Genomic DNA, 18,548 nt, shown 5'->3' on the forward strand with positions numbered 1-18,548 from the left:
CACGCGCGCTCCTCGATCTACGGAAGGGGGCGTGTGTCGTTCGCGCGCCGGTGTGCGAGGGGCTAGAAGGGGGCTACCAGCGCGTCGGCGATGGCCGTCAGCGCCTCGCTCGTGCCGCCCTCGACGCGCACGGCAGAGCGCGCATCCCACTTCGTCTCTCCGCGGTTGACGATCACGATGGGCACGTCGCTGCGACGCGCGACCTCGAGCAGTCGCGTGCCGGAGTTCACCACCAGGGATGTGCCCGCCACCAGCACCACGTCACCCGCCGCGATCACGTCGCGCGCGGCGGCGAAGGTCTGCGGGGGCACGAACTCGCCGAAGAAGACCACGTCGGGCTTCAGCATGCCGCCGCAGACCGGGCAGGCGGGCACCTGGAAATCCTGCGCGGCGTCGATCTCGACGTCGCCGTCGGGCTGCAGCCGCACCTGCTCCGGCACCACGATCCACGAGTTCAACCGCTCGATCTCCGCCGCGATCGTCCCGCGGTCGAACGTCGTGCCGCAGTGCAGGCAGGTAACCGTGTGCATCTGCCCGTGCACGTGCACGACCTCCCGCGAGCCCGCGCGCTCGTGCAGGTCGTCGACGTTCTGCGTCGCGATGCCGCTGACGAGCCCCGCCTCCTCGAGGCGAGCGAGGGCTCGATGCCCGTCGTTCGGATGCACCGAGATGAAGCGCTGCCACCCCAAGTGGCTGCCGGCCCAATAGCGGCGGCGGGCATCCTCGCTCGTGCGGAAGGTCTCGAAGACCATCGGCGTGCGCCGCGGCGCACCCGCGCCGCGGTAGTCGGGGATGCCGGAGTCGGTCGAGATGCCGGCACCGGTCAGCACGGCGATCCGGCGGCCACGGAGCAGGTCGATGGCTGTGTCGAGCACGGGTGCAAGCCTAGTGCGCCGGTAGCCTGGGAGCACGGCGGAGTCGGGGGAGCAGCATGCAGATCATCGAGATCGACTCGCTCGACGATGCCCGGCTGCAGGACTACGTGGCGCTCACCGACGTGGCGCTGCGCCGCCGCACCGAGCCCGAGCGCGGGCTCTACATCGCCGAGTCGCAGACCGTGCTCGAGCGTGCGCTGCGCGCTGGCCACCGGCCCCGGTCGGTGCTGGTCGCACCGCGCTGGCTGCCGCAGGTGGAGGCAGTGCTGCAGGAGTCCGCCGCGACCGCCGAGGTGCCCGTCTTCGTCGGCGAGGAGCCCGTGCTCGAGCAGCTCACCGGCTTCCACCTCCACCGCGGCGCACTCGCGTCGATGCAGCGTCCCGTGCTGCCGGATGCCGCGACGCTGCTGGCGCAGGCACGACGCGTCGTCGTGCTCGACGGCCTCGTCGACCACACCAACGTCGGGGCTGCCTTCCGCTCGGTCGCGGGCATCGGGGCCGATGCCGTGCTCGTCACCCAGACCTGCGCCGACCCGCTCTATCGGCGCAGCGTGCGCGTGTCGATGGGCACGGTGCTGCAGGTGCCGTGGACCCGCATCGAGTCGCTCGAGGCCGCCGCACCCATCTTCCGCGATGCCGGCTTCGAGACGGTCGCGATGGCGCTCCGCGATGACGCCGTCGACCTCGAGCAGTACGCCGCGGACCCCGCTGAGCGCGTCGCGCTCGTGTTCGGCTCCGAGGGCCCGGGCCTGAGTCGCCGGGCGCTGGCCGCCGCCGACCGGGTGGTGCGGATCCCCATGCACCACGGCGTCGACTCGCTCAACGTCGCCGCGTCCGCCGCGGTCGCGATGTGGGCGCTGCGGGGCGCCGCATGACGGTCACCGCTGCGAGCCAGCGCGCCAGCAGGACCCATCCGCTCGTGACGCTGCTGCGCGCGCTCATCGTGCTGGTGCTCCTGGCCGCCATCGTCGCGGGCGCGGCCGTGCTGTTCGCCCCCGCCCCCACGCTCGCGGCGCGGCAGCTGGAGCCGCCGCCGCCTGCGCTGCCGGCGGCCGCTGTCGACTGGCCCGCGCAGGCGCGAGCCGCGGGCTTCGGTGTCGCGGGCGTCGATGGCCATCCGGATGTGTGGCAGTCCTTCGGCAGCGAGGATGCCCACCCGATGGCGAGCGTCACGAAGCTCGTCACCGTCCTCGTCGTGCTCGCGGAGCATCCGATCGAGGGCGACGAGCGTGGGCCGCTCATCACGCTCGGCCCCGACGACGTCGCCGCGGTGGCAGCCGCGCTCCGCGAGAACGCGCCCGTCGCTCCGGTCTACGACGGGATGCAGGTGCGGCAGCGCGATCTCATCGAGTGGGCGCTCGTCGACTCAGCCGGCAACGCGATCTGGTCGCTGGCGAACTGGGCCTTCGGCGGCATCCAGGAGTTCGAGTCCGCCGCTGCCGACTGGACGGCGCTCCACGGTTTCGAGGACACGGTGCTCAGAGATGCCTCCGGCTTGGATGCCCGGAGCGTGTCGAGCGCCGACGACCTGACCCGCATCGCCCTGCGGGCAGTGGCGGAGCCCGTGGTGCTCTCGACCCTGCAGCTCGAATCGGTGCAGATCCCGGGGATCGGCACCGCGCCCAACACCAACCGGCTGCTCGGCCTGCATGACATCGACGGCGGCAAGACCGGCACGCTGCGTGTCTGGGGCCGCAACCTGTTCGTGACCGCCGTGCGCGAGATCGACGGCGTCGAGCGGCGCGTCGTCGGGGTGGTGATGGGCACGATCGCAGCCGATGAGACCGACGCCGCCATGATCGGCTTGCTCGAGACCGTCTGGCCGAACTTCGCGACGCGCACGATCGTGCCGGCGGGGACGGCGCTGGCCGAGTATCCGGTGCCGTGGGGCCCGCCCGTGCTGGCAGTGACAGCAGCAGACCTCGATGCGCAGGTGTTCGGAGACCAGGCGCCGGCAGTCGAGTCCACGACGCGCAGCGTCATCGCGGGCTCGCCGCGCCTGCAGGTCGGTGAGGCCAGGATCGCGGGCAGCGACACGGGCGTCGAGATGGAGCTCACACAGAGCGTTCCCGAGCCCGACCCGTGGTGGCGACTGACGCATCCCGCCACTGCGGTCGCCTGGTACTTCGACGACTGAGCGTGCGCCGGGCGGCGCGGCGAGCACGGCTCGTGCCGCTCCGGGAGCGGAGTCGGCTCAGGCGCCGTCGTCCTGCCGCGCGATCGGCTCGACGTGCGAAGGCTCCGGCCGCTTCGGCAGGATGGTGTCGCCGGACGACCTGCGGCGCAGCCGGCGCACCACCCACGGCCCGAAGTGCTCGCGCGCCCACTGCAGATCCTCGCGCCGCAGCTGGTAGCGCGTGAGGTCGGGCAGGGGCTCGGGCTCCATCGGTGACAGCGAATGCTGCACGCCGAGCGCGTCGAGCACCAGGATCGCGATCGCGTGGTGGCCGTAGGGGGAGAAGTGCAGCCGGTCGGGCGCCCACATCTGCGGCTGCTGCAGATGGCGCGCCGACCACATGTCCGCCATGACAGCGCCGTGCTTCGCCGCGACGCCGAAGAGGTTCGCGTTGTAGATGCCGACCTTGCCGCGGATCGACCGCAGCACCGGCGTCATGGCGATGTCGGGGCCGTTGAACAGCACGACCTCGGCCCCGGTGGCACGGAGCCTTCCGACGATGCCGTCCAGCCGTGCGGCAAGCGCATCGGGGTCGCCGCCGGGTCGGATGAGGTCGTTGCCGCCCGCGGAGATGGTCACCAGATCGGGCTGCAGGGCGATGGCCGGCTCCAGCTGCTCAGCCTCGATCTGGCCGAGCAGCCGACCGCGGATCGCGAGGTTGCCGTACTCGAAGTCGGGACGCGTGCGCGCGAGCTCCTCCGCGACGCGATCGGCCCAGCCGCGCACGCCGTTCGGCAGGCTCGGCTCATCGTCGCCCACGCCCTCGGTGAAGCTGTCGCCGAGCGCGACGTAGCGCGTGTAGGGGTGTTCCATGCCTGCGTGCTGCATGCCATCCATCCTGCCCGACGTCACGCGTGCCGGCGCCGCCTCGTGTGGGCCCTGCGTGGGACGATGGACGCGTGAGCAAGCAGGACGGCTCGAACCGACTGGTCTCGGGGCCGGAGGTCGACGACGCGACCGCGACGATCATGCACGTCGACCTCGATGCGTTTTTCGCGTCCGCGTCGCTGCTCGCGCGGCCCGATCTCATCGGCAGGCCGGTGGTGATCGGCCACGACTCGAACCGCTCCGTCGTCACCGCTGCGACCTACGAGGCGCGCAAGTACGGGGTGCACTCGGCGATGCCGATGGCGCGAGCACTGCGGCTGTGCCCGAACGCGGTCATCCTGGAGCCCGACTTCTCGCTCTACTCGCGGCTGTCGAAGCACGTCATGGGCATCCTCGACGAGACCTCGCCCGACGTCGAGCGGCTCGGCATCGACGAGGCGTTCGTCGGCATCGCCGGGCTCCGCCGGCTCGCGGGCGGCGCGAACCGCATCGCGCCGGCGCTGCGCGCCCGCATCACCGCCGAGACCGGCCTCGTCGCCTCGATCGGCGCGGCGAGCACGAAGTACGTCGCGAAGCTGGCCTCCTCGCGCGCGAAGCCCGACGGGATGCTGGTCGTGCCGGACGAGCGCGTGATCGCCTTCCTGCATCCGCAGCCGGTCTCGGCGCTCTGGGGTGTGGGGCCGAAGCAGCAGGAGCGGCTGGCGCGCTACGGCCTGCACACGATCGCGGATGTCGCCAACACCTCGCAGGAGCGGCTGAGCGCCTGGTTCGGCGAGGCGACCGGCCACCATCTCGCCGACCTCGCCTGGGGCCGCGACCCGCGCGCCGTCACCGAGCGCGGCCAGGAGCAGTCGTTCGGCCACAACCACACGTTCTTCCGCGATGTCACCGAGCACGCCGAGCTGCAGGGGGAGATCCTGCGCCTCGCCACCGGGGTGGGTCGGCGCCTGCGCGACGCGAGCGTGCAGGCGCGCACCGTCACGCTGACCGTGCGCTTCCACGACTTCCGCACCATCACGCGCTCGCGCACACTCCCCGAGGCCACCGACGTCACGCGCGTGATCGTCGAGACCGCCTGGTCGCTGCTCGACGCGCTCGGCCCGCTGGCGCCCGTGCGCCTGCTGGGCGTGCGCGCGAGCTCGGTGCAGCAGGCCGGCGACCACGGCCTGCTGTGGGATGACACCGAGACCTGGGGGAGCGCGGAGCGGGCGATGGATGCCGTGCACGACCGCTTCGGCGCCGCCACCGTCGTGCCCGCCAGCATGCTGCGGCGCGAGCGCAAGCGCGACGACACCGGCCCGTCCGGCGGGGACTGACCCGCCGCACGACACGCGGCCGACGGCTTGACCGCCAGGCTGTCTATACAGCACCATACAATCACCGCAAACGAGGCGGCGTCCGATCCCTTCGCTCGATGAGGAGCCACCGATGACCCTTTCGTCCCCCGGCCACGAGGCCCGACCGGTGCGTGCCGCGCGCGGCACCGAGCGCACCGCGAAGAGCTGGCAGACCGAGGCGCCGCTGCGCATGCTCATGAACAACCTCGACCCAGAGGTCGCCGAGCGCCCGGACGACCTGGTCGTCTACGGCGGCACCGGGCGCGCGGCTCGTAGCTGGGCGGCGTTCGACGCCATCGTCGACACGCTGCGCGACCTGGAGGACGACGAGACGCTGCTCGTGCAGTCGGGCAAGCCCGTCGGCGTGCTCCGCACGCACCGCTGGGCGCCGCGCGTGCTGCTGGCCAACTCGAATCTGGTGGGCGACTGGGCGACCTGGCCCGAGTTCCGCCGCCTGGAGGCAGAGGGGCTCATGATGTACGGCCAGATGACGGCCGGCTCCTGGATCTACATCGGTACGCAGGGCATCCTGCAGGGCACCTTCGAGACCTTCGCCGCGATCGCGAAGAAGCGCTTCGGCGGCACGCTCGCCGGCACCATCACGCTCACGGGCGGATGCGGCGGCATGGGCGGCGCGCAGCCGCTCGCCGTGACGCTCAACGACGGCGCATGCCTCATCGTCGACGTCGACGAGAGCCGCCTGCGACGCCGGGTCGGCAAGCGCTACCTCGACGAGGTCGCATCCGACCTGGACGACGCGCTGGCGAAGGTGCAGCTGGCCAAGGACGAGCGGCGCGGATGGTCGGTCGGCCTGGTGGGCAACGCGGCGGAGGTCTTCCCGGAGATCCTGCGGCGGCATCGGGCGGGGCAGATCACGATCGACGTGGTCACCGACCAGACGAGCGCCCACGACCCGCTGTCGTACCTGCCGCTCGGGTGCTCGGTCGCCGACTGGCAGGAGCGAGCGGCCGCAGATCCGCAGGCGTTCACGCGCGACGCGCAAGCCTCCATGGCGACGCATGTCGAGGCGATGGTCGGCTTCCTCGACAGCGGCGCGGAGGTGTTCGACTACGGCAACTCCATCCGTGACGAGGCGCGCCACGGCGGCTTCGCGCGCGCGTTCGACTTCCCGGGCTTCGTGCCCGCCTACATCCGGCCGCTCTTCTGCGAGGGCCTCGGCCCGTTCCGCTGGGTGGCGCTCTCGGGCGACCCGGAGGACATTCGCGTCACCGATGAGGCGATCCTCGAGCTGTTCCCCGAGGATGCGCACCTGCACCGCTGGATCCGCGCCGCGCAGGAGCGGGTCGAGTTCGAGGGCCTGCCCGCCCGCATCTGCTGGCTCGGCTACGGCGAGCGGCATCGCGCGGCCCTGCGGTTCAACGAGCTGGTCGCCGAGGGCAAGCTCTCGGCGCCCATCGTCATCGGTCGCGATCACCTCGACTCCGGCTCGGTCGCCTCGCCCTACCGGGAGACCGAGGCGATGGCCGACGGCTCCGATGCGATCGCCGACTGGCCGCTGCTGAACGCGCTCACGGCGGCCTCCTCCGGCGCCACCTGGGTATCGATCCACCACGGCGGCGGCGTGGGCATCGGGCGCTCCATCCACACGGGGCAGGTCTCGGTCGCGGACGGCACCGAGCTCGCCGCCGAGAAGCTCTCCCGGCTGCTGCTCAACGACCCGGGCATGGGCGTCATCCGGCATGTCGACGCCGGGTATCGGCGGGCCGTGGACGTCGCGGGGGAGCGGGGCGTGCGCATCCCCATGGAGCCCGTGATCCGCGACGGCGGGGAGGAGCGATGACCGACGCCGCCTGGCTCGAGGCCGTGGATCTCGCACCGCCGACATGGTCGGGCCGGGACGACGGCCCGGAGCCCGAGCACGCCCGCTGGCACCATGCGGTGCGGGGCTACGCCGCGGATGCCGCCCCTGGCGTCGCGGTGATCGGCTTCGCGAGCGACGAGGGCGTGCGCCGGAACGCGGGCAGGCCCGGCCAGGTCGATGGCCCGGACGCGCTGCGCGCAGCCCTGGCGCCGCTCGCGCTCGAGCGGCCGCTCACGATCCACGACGCGGGCACGGTGGTCGCGGGCACCGCGCTCGAGGACGGGCAGGAGCGCCTCGGCCGCGCCATCGCGGGCCTCATCGATGCCGGCCAGCTGCCGATCGCCCTCGGCGGCGGCCACGAGATCGCCTACGGCAGCTACCTCGGCATCGCCGACACCGCTGCGCGAGCCGCTCGGCCCCGGCTGGGGGTGCTGAACCTGGATGCGCACTTCGATCTGCGCAGCGCACCCCGCGCCTCCTCCGGCACGCCCTTCCGGCAGCTGCTCGAGCGCGAGGAGGCGTTGGGCCGGAGCGTCGACTACGCGGTCATCGGCATCAGCGAGCCGTCGAACACGCGGGCGCTGTTCGACACCGCCGCGCAGCACGGCGTGCGCTGGCTGCTCGACGACGAGAGCCGCACGCCCGCGGCCGTGGACGGCTTCCTCGACACCTTCCTGGACGGCATCGACCTGCTCCACCTGACGATCGACCTCGACGTGCTGCCCGCGTGGATCGCCCCGGGCGTCTCGGCGCCCGCCGCATCCGGTGTGCCGCTCGAGGTCGTGCAGCACGTCTGCGACCGCGCGAGCGCGAGCGGCAAGCTCGCACTCGTGGATGTCGCGGAGCTCAACCCCGCCTTCGACATCGACGGTCGCACCGCGCGCGTGGCGGCCCGGCTCATCCACCGGATCGCGACCCGTCGCGCATCCCTGCCTGCGCCGGCGACGACATGACCGCGCTCGACCCGGCGACGCTCTCGCGGGACTTCGCGGCCACGAGCGGCGATGGCACACCCGCCTACCTGCGGATCAAGCGGCTCATCGCTGCCCGCATCCGCACGGGCGCATGGGATGCGGGGGATCGCCTGCCGTCGGAGCACCAGCTCGTCGCTGCCTTGGGCGTCTCGCGCATGACCGTGCACCGCGCCCTGCGCGAGCTCGCCGAGAGCGGTGCGATCGTGCGCAGCTCCGGCGTCGGCAGCTTCGTCGCGCCCGCCAAGGCGGCGTCGCCGCTGTTCGAGGTGCGCAACATCGCCGACGAGGTGCAGCGGCGCGGGCATCGGCACCGCACGCGACTGGTCTCCCTCGCGGCCGAGGACGCCGACGAGCGCCCGTTCGCCGCCGACTCCGCCACCGATCGCGTCTACCGCTCGGTGATCGTGCACCTCGAGGACGAGACGGCGATCCAGCTCGAGGATCGACTCGTCAACCCCGCGCTCGTGCCCGCCTACCTCGAGCAGGACTTCACGCGCGGCACGCCCAACGACTACCTCAGCCGCGTCGCGCCGCTCACACGTGCCGCACTCGTCGTCGAGGCCGTGCTGCCGACCGACGCCGAAGCGGCACTGCTCGGCGTCGACACCGCGGAGCCCTGCCTGCTGATCCGGCGCCGCACCTGGTCGGCCGACGGCCTCGTGAGCATCGTCCGGCTGCTGCAGCCGGGCACGCGCAGCCGCTTGGAGGGCGACTTCGAGGCGTCAGACTGAGGTCAGCGGCGGCCCAGCCAGCGCTCCAGCGGGATCGAGCCCTGCTGGTTCGGGGTGAGCACCCACACCACCAGGTAGAGCCCCCAGCCGAGCACCGGCAGCGCGAACAGCAGCAGCATCACCAGGCGCACGAGCCAGACGTTGAACCCGACCTTGGCCGCGATGCCTCCGCAGATGCCCGCGATGAGCCTGCTCGGACCGCGGCGGAAGCCGGCTGAGCGGATCGAGTTGAAGATCGACATGGCGCCAGCGTAGCCGCGCGGGCTGTGCGTCGCCCGGATCTTCCGCAGGAACGGGAAGAGGCCCGGAGCAGCTGCTCCGGGCCTCTTTCACTGTGCGCGAGGGGGGACTTGAACCCCCACGCCCTAATACGGGCACTAGCACCTCAAGCTAGCGCGTCTGCCATTTCCGCCACCCGCGCAAGGTGTCGGACCACTTGGTGGACCAAGAGAAGACATTAGCACGACGCCGGAGCGCTCGAGGACCACCGGCGGCCAGTAGCCTTGCCTGGTGACCGACCGACTGACTCGCACCGCGCTCATCGCCAGGGACCTCATCCGGATCGATACCCAGAACTGGGGCGGCGGTCGCTCGAACGGCGAAGCGGATGCCGCGGCATACGTCACCGAGGTGCTGGCGGCCATGGGCGTCGAGAGCCAGACCTTCGAGTCGGCACCCGGTCGCGCGAGCGTCATCGCCCGCATCGAGGGGGAGGACCCCTCGCTGCCGCTGCTGGTGGTGCACGGGCACCTCGACGTCGTGCCCGCCGACGCCACCGAGTGGAGCGTCGATCCGTTCGCGGGCGAGATCCGCGACGGACTGCTCTGGGGCCGGGGCGCGGTGGACATGAAGCAGATGGACGCCATGATCCTGGTCGCGCTCGAGCGCATCCTGGCCGCGGGTCGCAAGCCGCGGCGAGGACTCATCATCGCCTTCTTCGCCGACGAGGAGGCGGGCGGCCTGTACGGCTCGCAGTGGCTGGTGCGCAACCATCCCGAGCTCTTCGCCGGGGCGACGGAGGCGATCAGCGAGGTGGGCGGCTACTCGATCGACATCGATGGCAGGCGCGCCTACTTGCTGCAGACCGCCGAGAAGGCCCTGCAGTGGATCCTGCTGCGCGCCCGCGGCACCGCCGCCCACGGCTCGCAGCACATGCGCGACAACGCGGTCACGAAGCTCGCGCGCGCCGTCGCGGCGATCGGCGAGCACGAGTTCCCCGTGCAGATGACCGACACCACGCGCGGGCTCATCCGGGGCATCGGCGAGATCCTCGACATCGACGACGACGACCCGGATGCGGTGGCGGAGCGCACCGGCACGGTCGCGCGCTTCCTGCGCTCGAGCCTGCGCCACACCGCGAACCCGACGATGCTCTCGGCCGGCTACAAGCACAACGTCATCCCCTCGGTCGCCGAGGCTCGCATCGACGTGCGGCCGCTGCCCGGCCGCGAGGCGGAGGCCATCGACGCGCTCCGCGCCCTGGTCGGCGACGAGATCGAGGTCGAGCTCGTGCATGGCGACGTGGGGCTCGAGCATCCCTTCAGCGGCGCGCTGGTCGAGGCGATGACCTCGGCGATCGGTCGCCACGACCCCGGCGCGCCGGTGCTGCCCTACATGCTCTCCGGCGGCACCGACAACAAGGCGCTCTCCGAGCTCGGCATCGCGGGCTACGGCTTCGCGCCGCTCAAGCTCACGCCCGACCTCGACTTCGCCGCGATGTTCCACGGCGTCGACGAGCGCGTGCCGCTCGAGGCGCTCGAGTTCGGCACGGACGTGCTCGAAGACCTCCTGCTGCACTACTGAGGAACCCCGCCCCATGGACTGGTTGATCGCGATCTTCCTCGGCGCGCTCCAAGGCGCGACCGAGTTCCTGCCCATCTCCTCCAGCGCCCACCTGCGCATCGCCGGGCTCTTCCTGCCCGGCGCCGAGGACCCCGGCGCGACCTTCACCGCGATCACCCAGATCGGCACCGAGCTCGCGGTCGTGATCTTCTTCTGGCGGGACATCACGCGCATCATCGGCAGGTGGTTCCAGCAGTTCTCCGGCACGGTCGATCGCAGCGACCCGGACGTCAAGATGGGCTGGCTCGTGATCATCGGCACGATCCCGATCGTGATCGCCGGCGTGCTGTTCCAGGACCTCATCCGCGACCAGCTGCGCAGCCTCTGGATCACCGCGACCGTGCTCATCGTCTTCGGCGTCATCCTCGGCGTCGCCGACATGCTCGGTCGGCGGGTCAAGACGCTCGCGACCACCACTTACCGCGACGGCCTGCTCATCGGCGTCGCGCAGGTGCTCGCGCTCATCCCCGGCGTCTCGCGCTCCGGCGCGACGGTGACGATGGGGCGCGCGCTCGGCTACGAGCGACCCGCCGCCGCCAAGTACGCGTTCTTCCTCGCGGTGCCCGCGGTGTTCGGCTCCGGCTTCTACGAGGCCTTCCAGGCCTTCAGCGATCCCTCGACCGTCGGCCTGGGATGGGGCCCGACCATCCTCGCGACGGTCGTGGCCTTCGCGGTCGGCATCGTGGTCATCAAGTGGCTGATGGATTGGATCTCGCGCCGCAGCTTCATGCCGTTCGTCGTCTACCGCATCGTGCTCGGCAGCGTGCTGCTGCTCGCGCTGACCGCAGGCTGGATCGAGGCGCTGTGAAGACCTGGCAGAGGGCCTCCGTGCCTTCGCTCGCCGCCCTCGGGCACGGCGAGGGCGAGTCGCCCAGCGTGCACGATGTGCGCACCGATCGCCGCGCGACGCTGCCGGCCGGGCGCAACGCGTCGATGTACACGTGCGGCATCACGCCGTATGACGCGACGCACCTGGGGCACGCCTTCACCTACCTCGCCTTCGACACCCTCACGCGCGTCTGGCTCGACGCGGGCATCGAGGTGCGCACCGCGATGAACTCGACCGATGTCGACGATCCGCTGCTCGAGCGGGCCGCGCGCGACGGCGAGGACTGGCGGGCACTGGCGGAGCGGCAGCAGCGGCTGTTCCGCGCCGACATGGCGGCCCTGCGCATCCTGCCGCCGGATGCCTGGGTCGCGGTCACCGAGCGCATCGAGCCGATCGCGGCCGCCGTGCAGCGCCTGCTCGACTCCGGCGACGCCTACCGACTCCCGGCGCCGGACGCCGACGGCGACGACGTGCTCTTCGACACCACCCGCAAGCGTCGCTTCCGCGTCGGCGAGGGCAGCCGCACCGATGCCGCGCGCATGCTCGAGCTCACCCGCGAGTTCGGCGGCGAGCCCGACCGCGAGGGCAAGCGCTCGCCGCTCGACCCGGTGCTGTGGCGCGCGGAGCGGCCGGGGGAGCCGGCCTGGGACGCACCCGTCGGGCGGGGCCGCCCCGGCTGGCACGTCGAGTGCACCGTGATCGCGATGGACGAGCTCGGATCGCCCTTCACGGTGGCTGCGGGCGGACGCGACCTGCGCTTCCCCCACCAGGAGATGCAGGGGCACCACGCCGTCGCGCTCGGCGCACCGCTGTTCAGCGAGGCACGCCTGAACGCCGGCCTGGTCGCCTATCAGGGCGAGAAGATGTCGAAGTCGCTCGGCAACCTCGTGCTGGTGTCGCGGCTGCTCGCCGACGGCGCACGACCCGCGGCGCTGCGGCTCGCGCTGCTGGACCACCACTGGCGCGACGACTGGGAGTGGTTCGAGGCCGACCTGGAGGCTGCCGAGCAGCGCCTCGACCGCTGGCTCGCGTGGTCGCAGCAGCCCGACGACGACCCGTCGCTCGCGGAATCGGTCGTCCCGTGGCTGCGGGTGACGCTGCAGGACGACCTGAACACGCCGGCTGCGCTGCAGGCGGTGGACGCGTTCATCCTGCGCGCGCCTGCGGACGAGGGCAGCCTGGCCGCGATCGACGCGCTGCTGGGGATCGACCTGCGCAGCGTGCAGCCCCGCTAGACCGGCGGCGGCGCGTCGTCGGGGCGCTCGTCCCGCGAGTCGTCCCGCTGGTCGTCCAGCGACTCGCGCGCGGCGTCGTCCTCGGCAGCACCGGCTGCGTCATCGGAGGCGTCCGGCGCGCCGCCGTCCGCATCGGTGGTGGCGGGCGCGGATGCTCCGCCCTGCGGCCGCTTGCCGCCCTCGGCGCGCAGGAAGCGCTCGAACTCGTGCGCGATCGCCTCGCCGGATGCCTCGGGGCTCTCCACGGCGTCGCGCTGCTCCTCGAGCTTGCCGATGTAGGCGCGCATGTCGTCGTCGCGCTCGGTGATCTCGTCGATCCCTCGCTCCCACTCGCCCGCCAGCTCCGGCAGGTCGCCCAGCGGCACGGTCACGTCGAGCATCTCGGAGAGCTGGTCGAGCAGGGCCACGACCGCCTTCGGGGCCGATGCGTTGTGCACGTAGTGCGGCACCGATGCCCACAGCGATGCCGTGTGGATGCCCGCCTCCTCGGCGACCAGGCTGAGCACGCTCATGATGCCGGTCGGGCCCTCGTAGTCGCTCTGCGCCGCGCCCAGGCGCGCCTGCAGCTCGCTGCTGTCGCTCGTGACGGTGGTCGCGATGGGCCGCGTGTGCGGCACATCGGCCAGCATCGCGCCGACGAACACGATCGCGTCGACCTCGCAGCCGCGAGCGATCTCCAGGAACTCGGCGGCATAGACCGTCCAGTTGCGGCTCGGCTCGGCACCGACGAGCGCGAAGATCTCGCCCTCGTTGCCGGTGGAGACATCCAGGCCGGCGTCTGCCGCGAGCGACGTCTTGCGCGACGGCCGGGTCGGCGCGTAGGCGATCGTCGCGGGCCACTGCAGCGCGCGGGTGCCGTCCTCGAGCGTGCGGACCACCGGGCGGTGCATTGCGAAGTCGACGAACTCGTCGGGCTCGATCTCATCGAACGCCTCGAGCTCGCATGCCTCGATCAGCCGCTTGACCGCGCCACTGGCGGCATCGCCGGCATCGGTCCAGCCCTCGAAGGCGACGACCATGATGCGGCCCTCGATCGGTCCTCGTGCCACCCGCGGCACCTCCTCACGTCGAGCGTCGAGTCTACGCTCGGTGGAGGTCACAGCCGTCAGCCGACCATTCACTAGGCTTGCGCGGTGACCTCGCCTGCTCTCGCTGCTGTGCTGTTCGACATGGACGGCACCCTCATCGACACCGAACCGCAATGGATGGGCGCCGAGGCGCGTCTGGCCGCCGACCACGGCATCCCGTGGGGCACCGCCGAGGCGGAGGCCATGGTCGGCAGCGACCTCTGGGACGGCGCCCGCGTCTTCATCGACAAGGGCGTGCCCCTGGACGCCGACGCGATCGTCGCCCGGCTCGTCGACGAGGTGCTCAGCAGCATCGACGAGGAGCTGCCGACGCGACCCGGCGCCATCGAGCTGCTGCGCGAGCTGCTGGAGGCCGACGTGCCGGTCGCGCTCGTGACCATGTCGACCCGCACCATCGTCGACCGCGTCGAGGCGGCGCTGACGGAGCGGCTCGGCCGCGCGCCGTTCGCCGCGACCGTCGCCGGCGACGAGTGCGAGCACGGCAAGCCGCACCCCGAGCCCTACCTGCGCGCGCTGGAGCAGCTCGGGGCCGATCCGGCACGCAGCGTCGCGATCGAGGACTCGATCACGGGCGCCCGCAGCGCGATCGCCGCCGGCCTCACCACCATCGGCGTCCCGCACGCGGTGGATGTCTCCCGGGTCGATGGCATCGTCCACTGGCCGACGCTCGCCGGCCGCTCGCTCGCGGATCTCGCCGACGCCATGCGTGAGGCCCGCGCATGATGGGCAGGACCGGGCCCTTCCAGTGGGGCGACGTCGTCCAGATCACCGGACCGAAGCAGAAGATGTACACGATCGTGCTGACCGAGGGGAAGCAGTTCGGCACCCAGCGCGGCGCGGTCCCGCACGAGCGCTTCGTGGGGCTCGACGACGGCTCGCTCATCAGCGTCGGCGAGGCGGAGTACCTCGCGATCCGACCGCTGCTGCACGACTACGTGATGTCGATGCCGCGCGGCGCGGCGATCATCTACCCGAAGGATGCCGCGCACATCGTCGGCTTCGCCGACATCCACCCGGAGCTCACCGTCGTCGAGGCCGGCGTGGGCTCCGGCGCGCTGTCGCTCTGGCTGCTGCGTGCGCTGCACGGCACCGGCAGGCTCGTCTCCTTCGAGCGCCGGGAGGAGTTCCGCGAGGTCGCAGAGGCGAACGTGACGGGCTTCTTCGGCGCGCGTCCCGGCAACTGGGACACGGTGCTGGGCGATCTCGCGGAGGAGCTGGGGGAGCACGTGCCCGACGGCGAGGCCGACCGGGTGCTGCTCGACATGCTCGCGCCGTGGGAGTGCGTCGACGCGAGCGCCCGCGCGCTCCGGCCCGGCGGCCTCATCCTCTGCTACGTCGCGACCGTCACGCAGCTGTCGCGCGTGGTCGAGGCGATCCGTGCCGATGGCCGGTTCACCGCGCCGAAGTCGACCGAGACGCTCGTGCGCGGCTGGCACGTGGAGGGACTCGCCGTGCGGCCCGACCACCGCATGGTGGCGCACACCGGCTTCCTCATGACCGCGCGCCGCATCGCCGATGGCGTCGAGCTGCCGTCGTTCCGCCGCCGAGCGGCGAAGGCCGACTTCGCCGACGCCGACGTCGAGGCCTGGACGCCCGGCGCACTGGGTGACCGCGTGCCGAGCGCCAAGCGCGCACGCCGCGCCCGACGGGATGCGGTGCGGCAGGCAGACGCGATCGCGGCCGGCGCGGAGCGTCCCGACGCCGACGCACCGGCGGCAGCCGAGCCCTCGGCACCGGGCGTCGACCCGCGTCCTGCGGGGACGGCCGAGTCGGCCGCGCAGGTAGACTGACCCGGTCCCCGACCCCGAAAGGCCTCGCTGTGCGCACACGCCCTCTCTCGATCGCCGCGCTGCTCGTCGCCGCAGCCGGCCTCACCGCCTGCGGAGCGCCCGCCGACGACCTCGACGGCTGCGAGCCGATGCTCCAGCCGGGTGCGGCCTCCGACCAGGTGCAGGTCGAGCAGGGCGACGGTGCGCCGACGGTCGAGTTCCAGTACCCGCTCGTCAGCGACGGCGCCCAGGTCAGCCACCTGGGCGGCGACGGCGAGCGCGTGTCGGACGGCGACATCGTCGACGCCGACTACGTCGTCTACTCCGGCAAGACCGGCCTCGAGATCACCAGCTCCTACGCGGCCGAGGGCGCGCAGGCGCCGGCCGCCGAGCCGCTGCGCCTCGCCGCTGGCGGCGAATCGACGCTCAGCCAGGCCGTCGCCTGCGCGGCGCCGGGCGAGTCCATCGTGCTGACCACCTCGATCGAGGAGCTCTTCGGCGCTGGCGCCGCGTCGGCAGAGATGGACATCGCGTCGAGTGACACGGCCGTGGTCGTGCTGCAGGTCGCCGACGTGCACCCGGGCCGCGCCGAGGGCAGCCCCCGCCCCGGCCAGCAGGGCATGCCCGCGATCGCGCTCGCCACCGACGGCACGCCGGGCGTGACCTTCCCCGGCAGCCCCGCCCCCGCCGAGCTCACCGTGATGCAGAGCATCGCGGGTGAGGGCGAGCCGGTCGCCGAGGGCGACAGCGTGCTCGTGCACTACACCGGCATCATCTGGGAGACCGAGGAGGTGTTCGACTCCTCCTGGGAGCGCGGCGCCCCGACGGCGATGACCATCGACGATGCCAACCTCATCCCCGGCTTCGTCGACGCGGTCGTCGGCCAGCCGGTCGGCAGCCAGGTCGTGGTGTCGATCCCGCAGGAGCTCGGCTACGACGACCCCGCGACGCGTCCCGCGACGATCGGGGAGGGCGAGCACCTCCTGTTCGTGATCGACATCCTCGATCGGCTCGAGCCCGTCGCCGGCTGATGGTGAGGATCGAGGCCGAGGAGCGGCAGTTCTCGCTGCTGCTCGCGCTCGTGGACACAAGCGTCGGCTTCACCAAGCAGGAGCTCTTCGCCCGGGTGGCCGGCTATCAGGGTCAGCCGCCGAGCGATGCGCTCGAGCGCATGTTCGAGCGCGACAAGGACGCCCTGCGCGACCACGGCATCGTCATCGATGTCGTGCAGCCGCCGGGTGACGACAGCAACCAGGAGGCGCGCTACCGCGTGCTCGACGGCGTGCTGGGCGACCCGGCCGAGCTGCACTTCAACGCCGAGGAGCGCGACCTGCTCGACCTGGCGCTGCGCGTCTGGCACGAGGGCGGGCTCACGGAGGAGGCGCAGCGCGCCGCGCTCAAGCTGCGCGCCGACCCGGAGTTCCGCGGCGGTCTTCCGCTCGCGCGCACGCCCGGCCGCACGATCGACCCCGCCGTCGATCCGCAGGCCCCCGGCACCGCCGCCATCCTGCAGGCGCGCCAGCGGCCCAGGGAGGAGGCGTTCCAGGCGCTCAAGCGCGCTGCCGATCGCCGCCGAGAGGTGCTCTTCGACTACCTGAAGCCGGGCGAGCGCACGCCTCGCACGCGCACGGTGCAGCCGTGGGCGACGGTGCTGTTCCGCGGACGATGGATGCTCGTGGGCTTCGACCTGGGCGCCGAGGACACGCGCACGTTCCTGATGCAGCGCATCACCTCGGCGGTGCGGGATCGCGCCCCCAAGCATCCGTTCGAAGCACCGGCGGACGCGGCGAGCGCCGCGCTGGCCAAGCTCGAGCGGATCTGGGCAAGCGCGACCGTCAAGCTGCACGTCATGCCCGGCAGCGATGCCGACATCCGGCTGCGCCACCGGCGCGACACGCACGAGGACGACGGCCTGCTCGTCATCCACCACGCCGATCGGCACCTGATCGCCGACGAGCTCGCGGGCTTCGGCAGCGACGTCGCGGTCGTCTGGCCCGATGAGCAGCGCGAGCTCGTGCGCCAGCGGCTCGAGCGGATCCGCGACGCCCACGCCGACGAGGGCGCGGCGTGAGCGCGGCGCGCGTCGAGCGCGGCATCGGGCTGCTGCTCTCGCTCATCCAGTACGTGACGGCCTCGGGCTCCGTCACCGTGCAGGAGGCCGCCGCCCACTTCGGCGTGCCCGAGGAGCGCATCCGCGAGGCGGTCGCGCGCGTGTTCATGGCCGGCGTGCCCGACGGGGCGGGCGACTTCATCCGCTTCGACATCGACTTCGACGCCTTCGAGGTCGACGACATCATCTCGGTGACCATGCGTCCCGCCTTCGAGGAGGAGACGGTGCGGCTGTCGCCGCGCGAGGCGAGCGCCCTGATCGCCGGGCTCACGCTCGTGGCCGGCTACACGGATGCCTCGCCGGAGCGCGTCACGGCGCTGCGCAAGAAGCTGCGCGCCGCCGCCACGCAGGGCGCCGACACGGTGGCCGTCGATGTGCTCGCCGCGCCGCGCGCGGTGCAGATCATCCGCGACGCGATCCGCGACCGCTGCGTGCTCGCCCTCGACTACCGCAAGCCCGACGCCGGCTCGCAGCCGCGCCGCATCGCGCCCGTCACGCTCGACCTGCACGAGGGGCAGGTGTTCGTGGAGGCTGCCGATCTCGACCGGCAGGGCATGCGCACCTTCCGGCTCGACCGCATCGAGCGGATCGAGCGCACGCAGGACGCGTGGCCGGAGGCGCTGCCCACCCGGGAGCGCACGGTGACGGGCACGGCGCAGGTCGTCGCTACCCGGGCCGCGGCCGCGATGCTCGCCGACTACGCCACCACCGAGCCGGTGTCGATCGACGGCGAGCGGGTGCGGCTCGAGATCGAGGTGTGGAGCGAGGCGAGCGTGCTGCGCGCCGTGGCCGGCTGCGGCGGCGACGCCGAGATCGTCGCGCCCGCCAGCCTGCGGCGGGCGATGCACCGCTTCGCGCTCGACGCACTGGGCGAGTCGAGCCGCAGCACGGCGCGGTACGATGGGTGACGACCGAGACGAACGCGAGGAGCG

18 protein-coding genes and 1 tRNA gene are annotated in these 18,548 nt (G+C 72.4%); 14 read left to right on the forward strand and 5 right to left on the reverse strand.

The annotated features are described in order from the left end of the window. Positions 1 to 62: 62 nt before the first annotated feature. Positions 63 to 875, reverse strand: coding sequence for a Sir2 family NAD-dependent protein deacetylase (locus ABG090_RS06670; protein WP_347753626.1), 813 nt, complete (start codon positions 873 to 875; stop codon positions 63 to 65). Between the two features lie 56 nt (positions 876 to 931). Between ABG090_RS06670 and ABG090_RS06675 the strand changes: the two genes are divergently transcribed. Both ABG090_RS06675 and ABG090_RS06680 read left to right on the forward strand, forming a co-directional pair. Next, positions 932 to 1,750 (forward strand): RNA methyltransferase, encoded by an 819-nt coding sequence (locus ABG090_RS06675; RefSeq protein ID WP_347753627.1) that lies wholly within the window; start codon positions 932 to 934, stop codon positions 1,748 to 1,750. Then, positions 1,747 to 3,012: a hypothetical protein gene (locus ABG090_RS06680; RefSeq protein ID WP_347753628.1), complete on the forward strand. Its 1,266-nt coding sequence runs from the start codon at positions 1,747 to 1,749 to the stop codon at positions 3,010 to 3,012. Before ABG090_RS06675 ends, ABG090_RS06680 begins: the two co-directional genes overlap by 4 nt. 57 nt (positions 3,013 to 3,069) lie before the next feature. Here ABG090_RS06680 and ABG090_RS06685 read toward each other — a convergent pair whose 3' ends face one another. Then, on the reverse strand, positions 3,070 to 3,879 hold the full coding sequence (locus ABG090_RS06685; RefSeq protein WP_347753629.1) for an SGNH/GDSL hydrolase family protein: 810 nt from the start codon (positions 3,877 to 3,879) through the stop codon (positions 3,070 to 3,072). A gap of 71 nt (positions 3,880 to 3,950) precedes the next feature. On the opposite strand from ABG090_RS06685, the gene dinB reads away from it, so the two are divergent. From dinB to hutC, 4 genes are all read left to right on the forward strand, one after another. Beyond that, the gene (dinB, locus tag ABG090_RS06690) at positions 3,951 to 5,195 is read left to right on the forward strand and encodes a DNA polymerase IV (RefSeq protein WP_347753631.1); all 1,245 of its coding nucleotides are present in this window, start codon (positions 3,951 to 3,953) and stop codon (positions 5,193 to 5,195) included. Between the two features lie 112 nt (positions 5,196 to 5,307). After that, positions 5,308 to 7,017, forward strand: a complete 1,710-nt coding sequence (hutU, locus tag ABG090_RS06695; protein ID WP_347753632.1) for a urocanate hydratase — start codon at positions 5,308 to 5,310, stop codon at positions 7,015 to 7,017. Continuing rightward, the gene (gene hutG / locus ABG090_RS06700) at positions 7,014 to 7,991 is read left to right on the forward strand and encodes a formimidoylglutamase (RefSeq protein WP_347753633.1); all 978 of its coding nucleotides are present in this window, start codon (positions 7,014 to 7,016) and stop codon (positions 7,989 to 7,991) included. Before hutU ends, hutG begins: the two co-directional genes overlap by 4 nt. Next, positions 7,988 to 8,743: a histidine utilization repressor gene (hutC, locus tag ABG090_RS06705; RefSeq protein WP_347753634.1), complete on the forward strand. Its 756-nt coding sequence runs from the start codon at positions 7,988 to 7,990 to the stop codon at positions 8,741 to 8,743. The genes hutG and hutC overlap by 4 nt, the downstream gene beginning before the upstream one ends. 2 nt (positions 8,744 to 8,745) lie before the next feature. Here the strand turns inward: hutC and ABG090_RS06710 are convergent, their stop codons facing one another. Together ABG090_RS06710 and ABG090_RS06715 are read right to left on the reverse strand one after the other, a co-directional pair. Then, complete coding sequence (locus tag ABG090_RS06710) at positions 8,746 to 8,985, reverse strand: PspC domain-containing protein (RefSeq protein WP_347753635.1); 240 nt, start codon at positions 8,983 to 8,985, stop codon at positions 8,746 to 8,748. A gap of 93 nt (positions 8,986 to 9,078) precedes the next feature. Continuing rightward, positions 9,079 to 9,164 (reverse strand) — tRNA-Leu (locus tag ABG090_RS06715). An 89-nt stretch (positions 9,165 to 9,253) separates the two neighbouring features. Between ABG090_RS06715 and ABG090_RS06720 the strand changes: the two genes are divergently transcribed. Genes ABG090_RS06720 through ABG090_RS06730 form a run of 3 tightly spaced genes read left to right on the forward strand, consistent with a single transcriptional unit; the run spans position 9,254 to position 12,649 of the window. After that, positions 9,254 to 10,546: a M20/M25/M40 family metallo-hydrolase gene (locus tag ABG090_RS06720; protein WP_347753636.1), complete on the forward strand. Its 1,293-nt coding sequence runs from the start codon at positions 9,254 to 9,256 to the stop codon at positions 10,544 to 10,546. A gap of 13 nt (positions 10,547 to 10,559) precedes the next feature. Next, positions 10,560 to 11,393 (forward strand): undecaprenyl-diphosphate phosphatase, encoded by an 834-nt coding sequence (locus ABG090_RS06725; RefSeq protein WP_347753637.1) that lies wholly within the window; start codon positions 10,560 to 10,562, stop codon positions 11,391 to 11,393. 20 nt (positions 11,394 to 11,413) lie between these two features. Beyond that, positions 11,414 to 12,649, forward strand: a complete 1,236-nt coding sequence (locus tag ABG090_RS06730) for a cysteine--1-D-myo-inosityl 2-amino-2-deoxy-alpha-D-glucopyranoside ligase (RefSeq protein WP_347753638.1) — start codon at positions 11,414 to 11,416, stop codon at positions 12,647 to 12,649. On the opposite strand, the gene ABG090_RS06735 is transcribed toward ABG090_RS06730, so the two are convergent. Further along, positions 12,646 to 13,698, reverse strand: a complete 1,053-nt coding sequence (locus tag ABG090_RS06735) for a PAC2 family protein (RefSeq protein ID WP_347753639.1) — start codon at positions 13,696 to 13,698, stop codon at positions 12,646 to 12,648. The two genes, ABG090_RS06730 and ABG090_RS06735, sit on opposite strands and share 4 nt — an antisense overlap. 84 nt (positions 13,699 to 13,782) lie before the next feature. Between ABG090_RS06735 and ABG090_RS06740 the strand changes: the two genes are divergently transcribed. From ABG090_RS06740 to ABG090_RS06760, 5 genes are read left to right on the forward strand one after another with little or no spacing between them, the layout of a single operon-like run. Continuing rightward, entirely contained in the window at positions 13,783 to 14,460 is a 678-nt protein-coding gene (locus tag ABG090_RS06740) for an HAD family phosphatase (protein WP_347753640.1), read from the forward strand. Next, entirely contained in the window at positions 14,460 to 15,527 is a 1,068-nt protein-coding gene (locus ABG090_RS06745) for a tRNA (adenine-N1)-methyltransferase (RefSeq protein ID WP_347757535.1), read from the forward strand. The genes ABG090_RS06740 and ABG090_RS06745 overlap by 1 nt, the downstream gene beginning before the upstream one ends. Positions 15,528 to 15,556: 29 nt before the next feature. Continuing rightward, positions 15,557 to 16,537 (forward strand): FKBP-type peptidyl-prolyl cis-trans isomerase, encoded by a 981-nt coding sequence (locus ABG090_RS06750; protein WP_347753642.1) that lies wholly within the window; start codon positions 15,557 to 15,559, stop codon positions 16,535 to 16,537. Then, on the forward strand, positions 16,537 to 17,577 hold the full coding sequence (locus ABG090_RS06755; RefSeq protein WP_347753643.1) for a WYL domain-containing protein: 1,041 nt from the start codon (positions 16,537 to 16,539) through the stop codon (positions 17,575 to 17,577). The genes ABG090_RS06750 and ABG090_RS06755 overlap by 1 nt, the downstream gene beginning before the upstream one ends. Continuing rightward, positions 17,574 to 18,524, forward strand: a complete 951-nt coding sequence (locus ABG090_RS06760; protein WP_347753644.1) for a WYL domain-containing protein — start codon at positions 17,574 to 17,576, stop codon at positions 18,522 to 18,524. Before ABG090_RS06755 ends, ABG090_RS06760 begins: the two co-directional genes overlap by 4 nt. The last annotated feature ends 24 nt before the right edge of the window (positions 18,525 to 18,548 follow it).

It is taken from the genome of Agrococcus sp. ProA11 (assembly GCF_039880525.1).
GTDB lineage: Bacteria > Actinomycetota > Actinomycetes > Actinomycetales > Microbacteriaceae > Agrococcus > Agrococcus chionoecetis.

Bases quoted from the DNA above. Each gene is read 5' to 3' on its own strand.
- ABG090_RS06675 (WP_347753627.1), top strand. From the start codon at position 932: ATGCAGATCATCGAGATCGACTCGCTCGACGATGCCCGGCTGCAGGAC.
- hutC (WP_347753634.1), top strand. From the start codon at position 7,988: ATGACCGCGCTCGACCCGGCGACGCTCTCGCGGGACTTCGCGGCCACG.
- ABG090_RS06755 (WP_347753643.1), top strand. From the start codon at position 16,537: ATGGTGAGGATCGAGGCCGAGGAGCGGCAGTTCTCGCTGCTGCTCGCG.
- hutU (WP_347753632.1), top strand. From the start codon at position 5,308: ATGACCCTTTCGTCCCCCGGCCACGAGGCCCGACCGGTGCGTGCCGCG.
- hutG (WP_347753633.1), top strand. From the start codon at position 7,014: ATGACCGACGCCGCCTGGCTCGAGGCCGTGGATCTCGCACCGCCGACA.
- ABG090_RS06710 (WP_347753635.1), bottom strand. From the start codon at position 8,985: ATGTCGATCTTCAACTCGATCCGCTCAGCCGGCTTCCGCCGCGGTCCG.
- ABG090_RS06725 (WP_347753637.1), top strand. From the start codon at position 10,560: ATGGACTGGTTGATCGCGATCTTCCTCGGCGCGCTCCAAGGCGCGACC.
- ABG090_RS06745 (WP_347757535.1), top strand. From the start codon at position 14,460: ATGGGCAGGACCGGGCCCTTCCAGTGGGGCGACGTCGTCCAGATCACC.
- ABG090_RS06680 (WP_347753628.1), top strand. From the start codon at position 1,747: ATGACGGTCACCGCTGCGAGCCAGCGCGCCAGCAGGACCCATCCGCTC.
- ABG090_RS06685 (WP_347753629.1), bottom strand. From the start codon at position 3,879: ATGCAGCACGCAGGCATGGAACACCCCTACACGCGCTACGTCGCGCTC.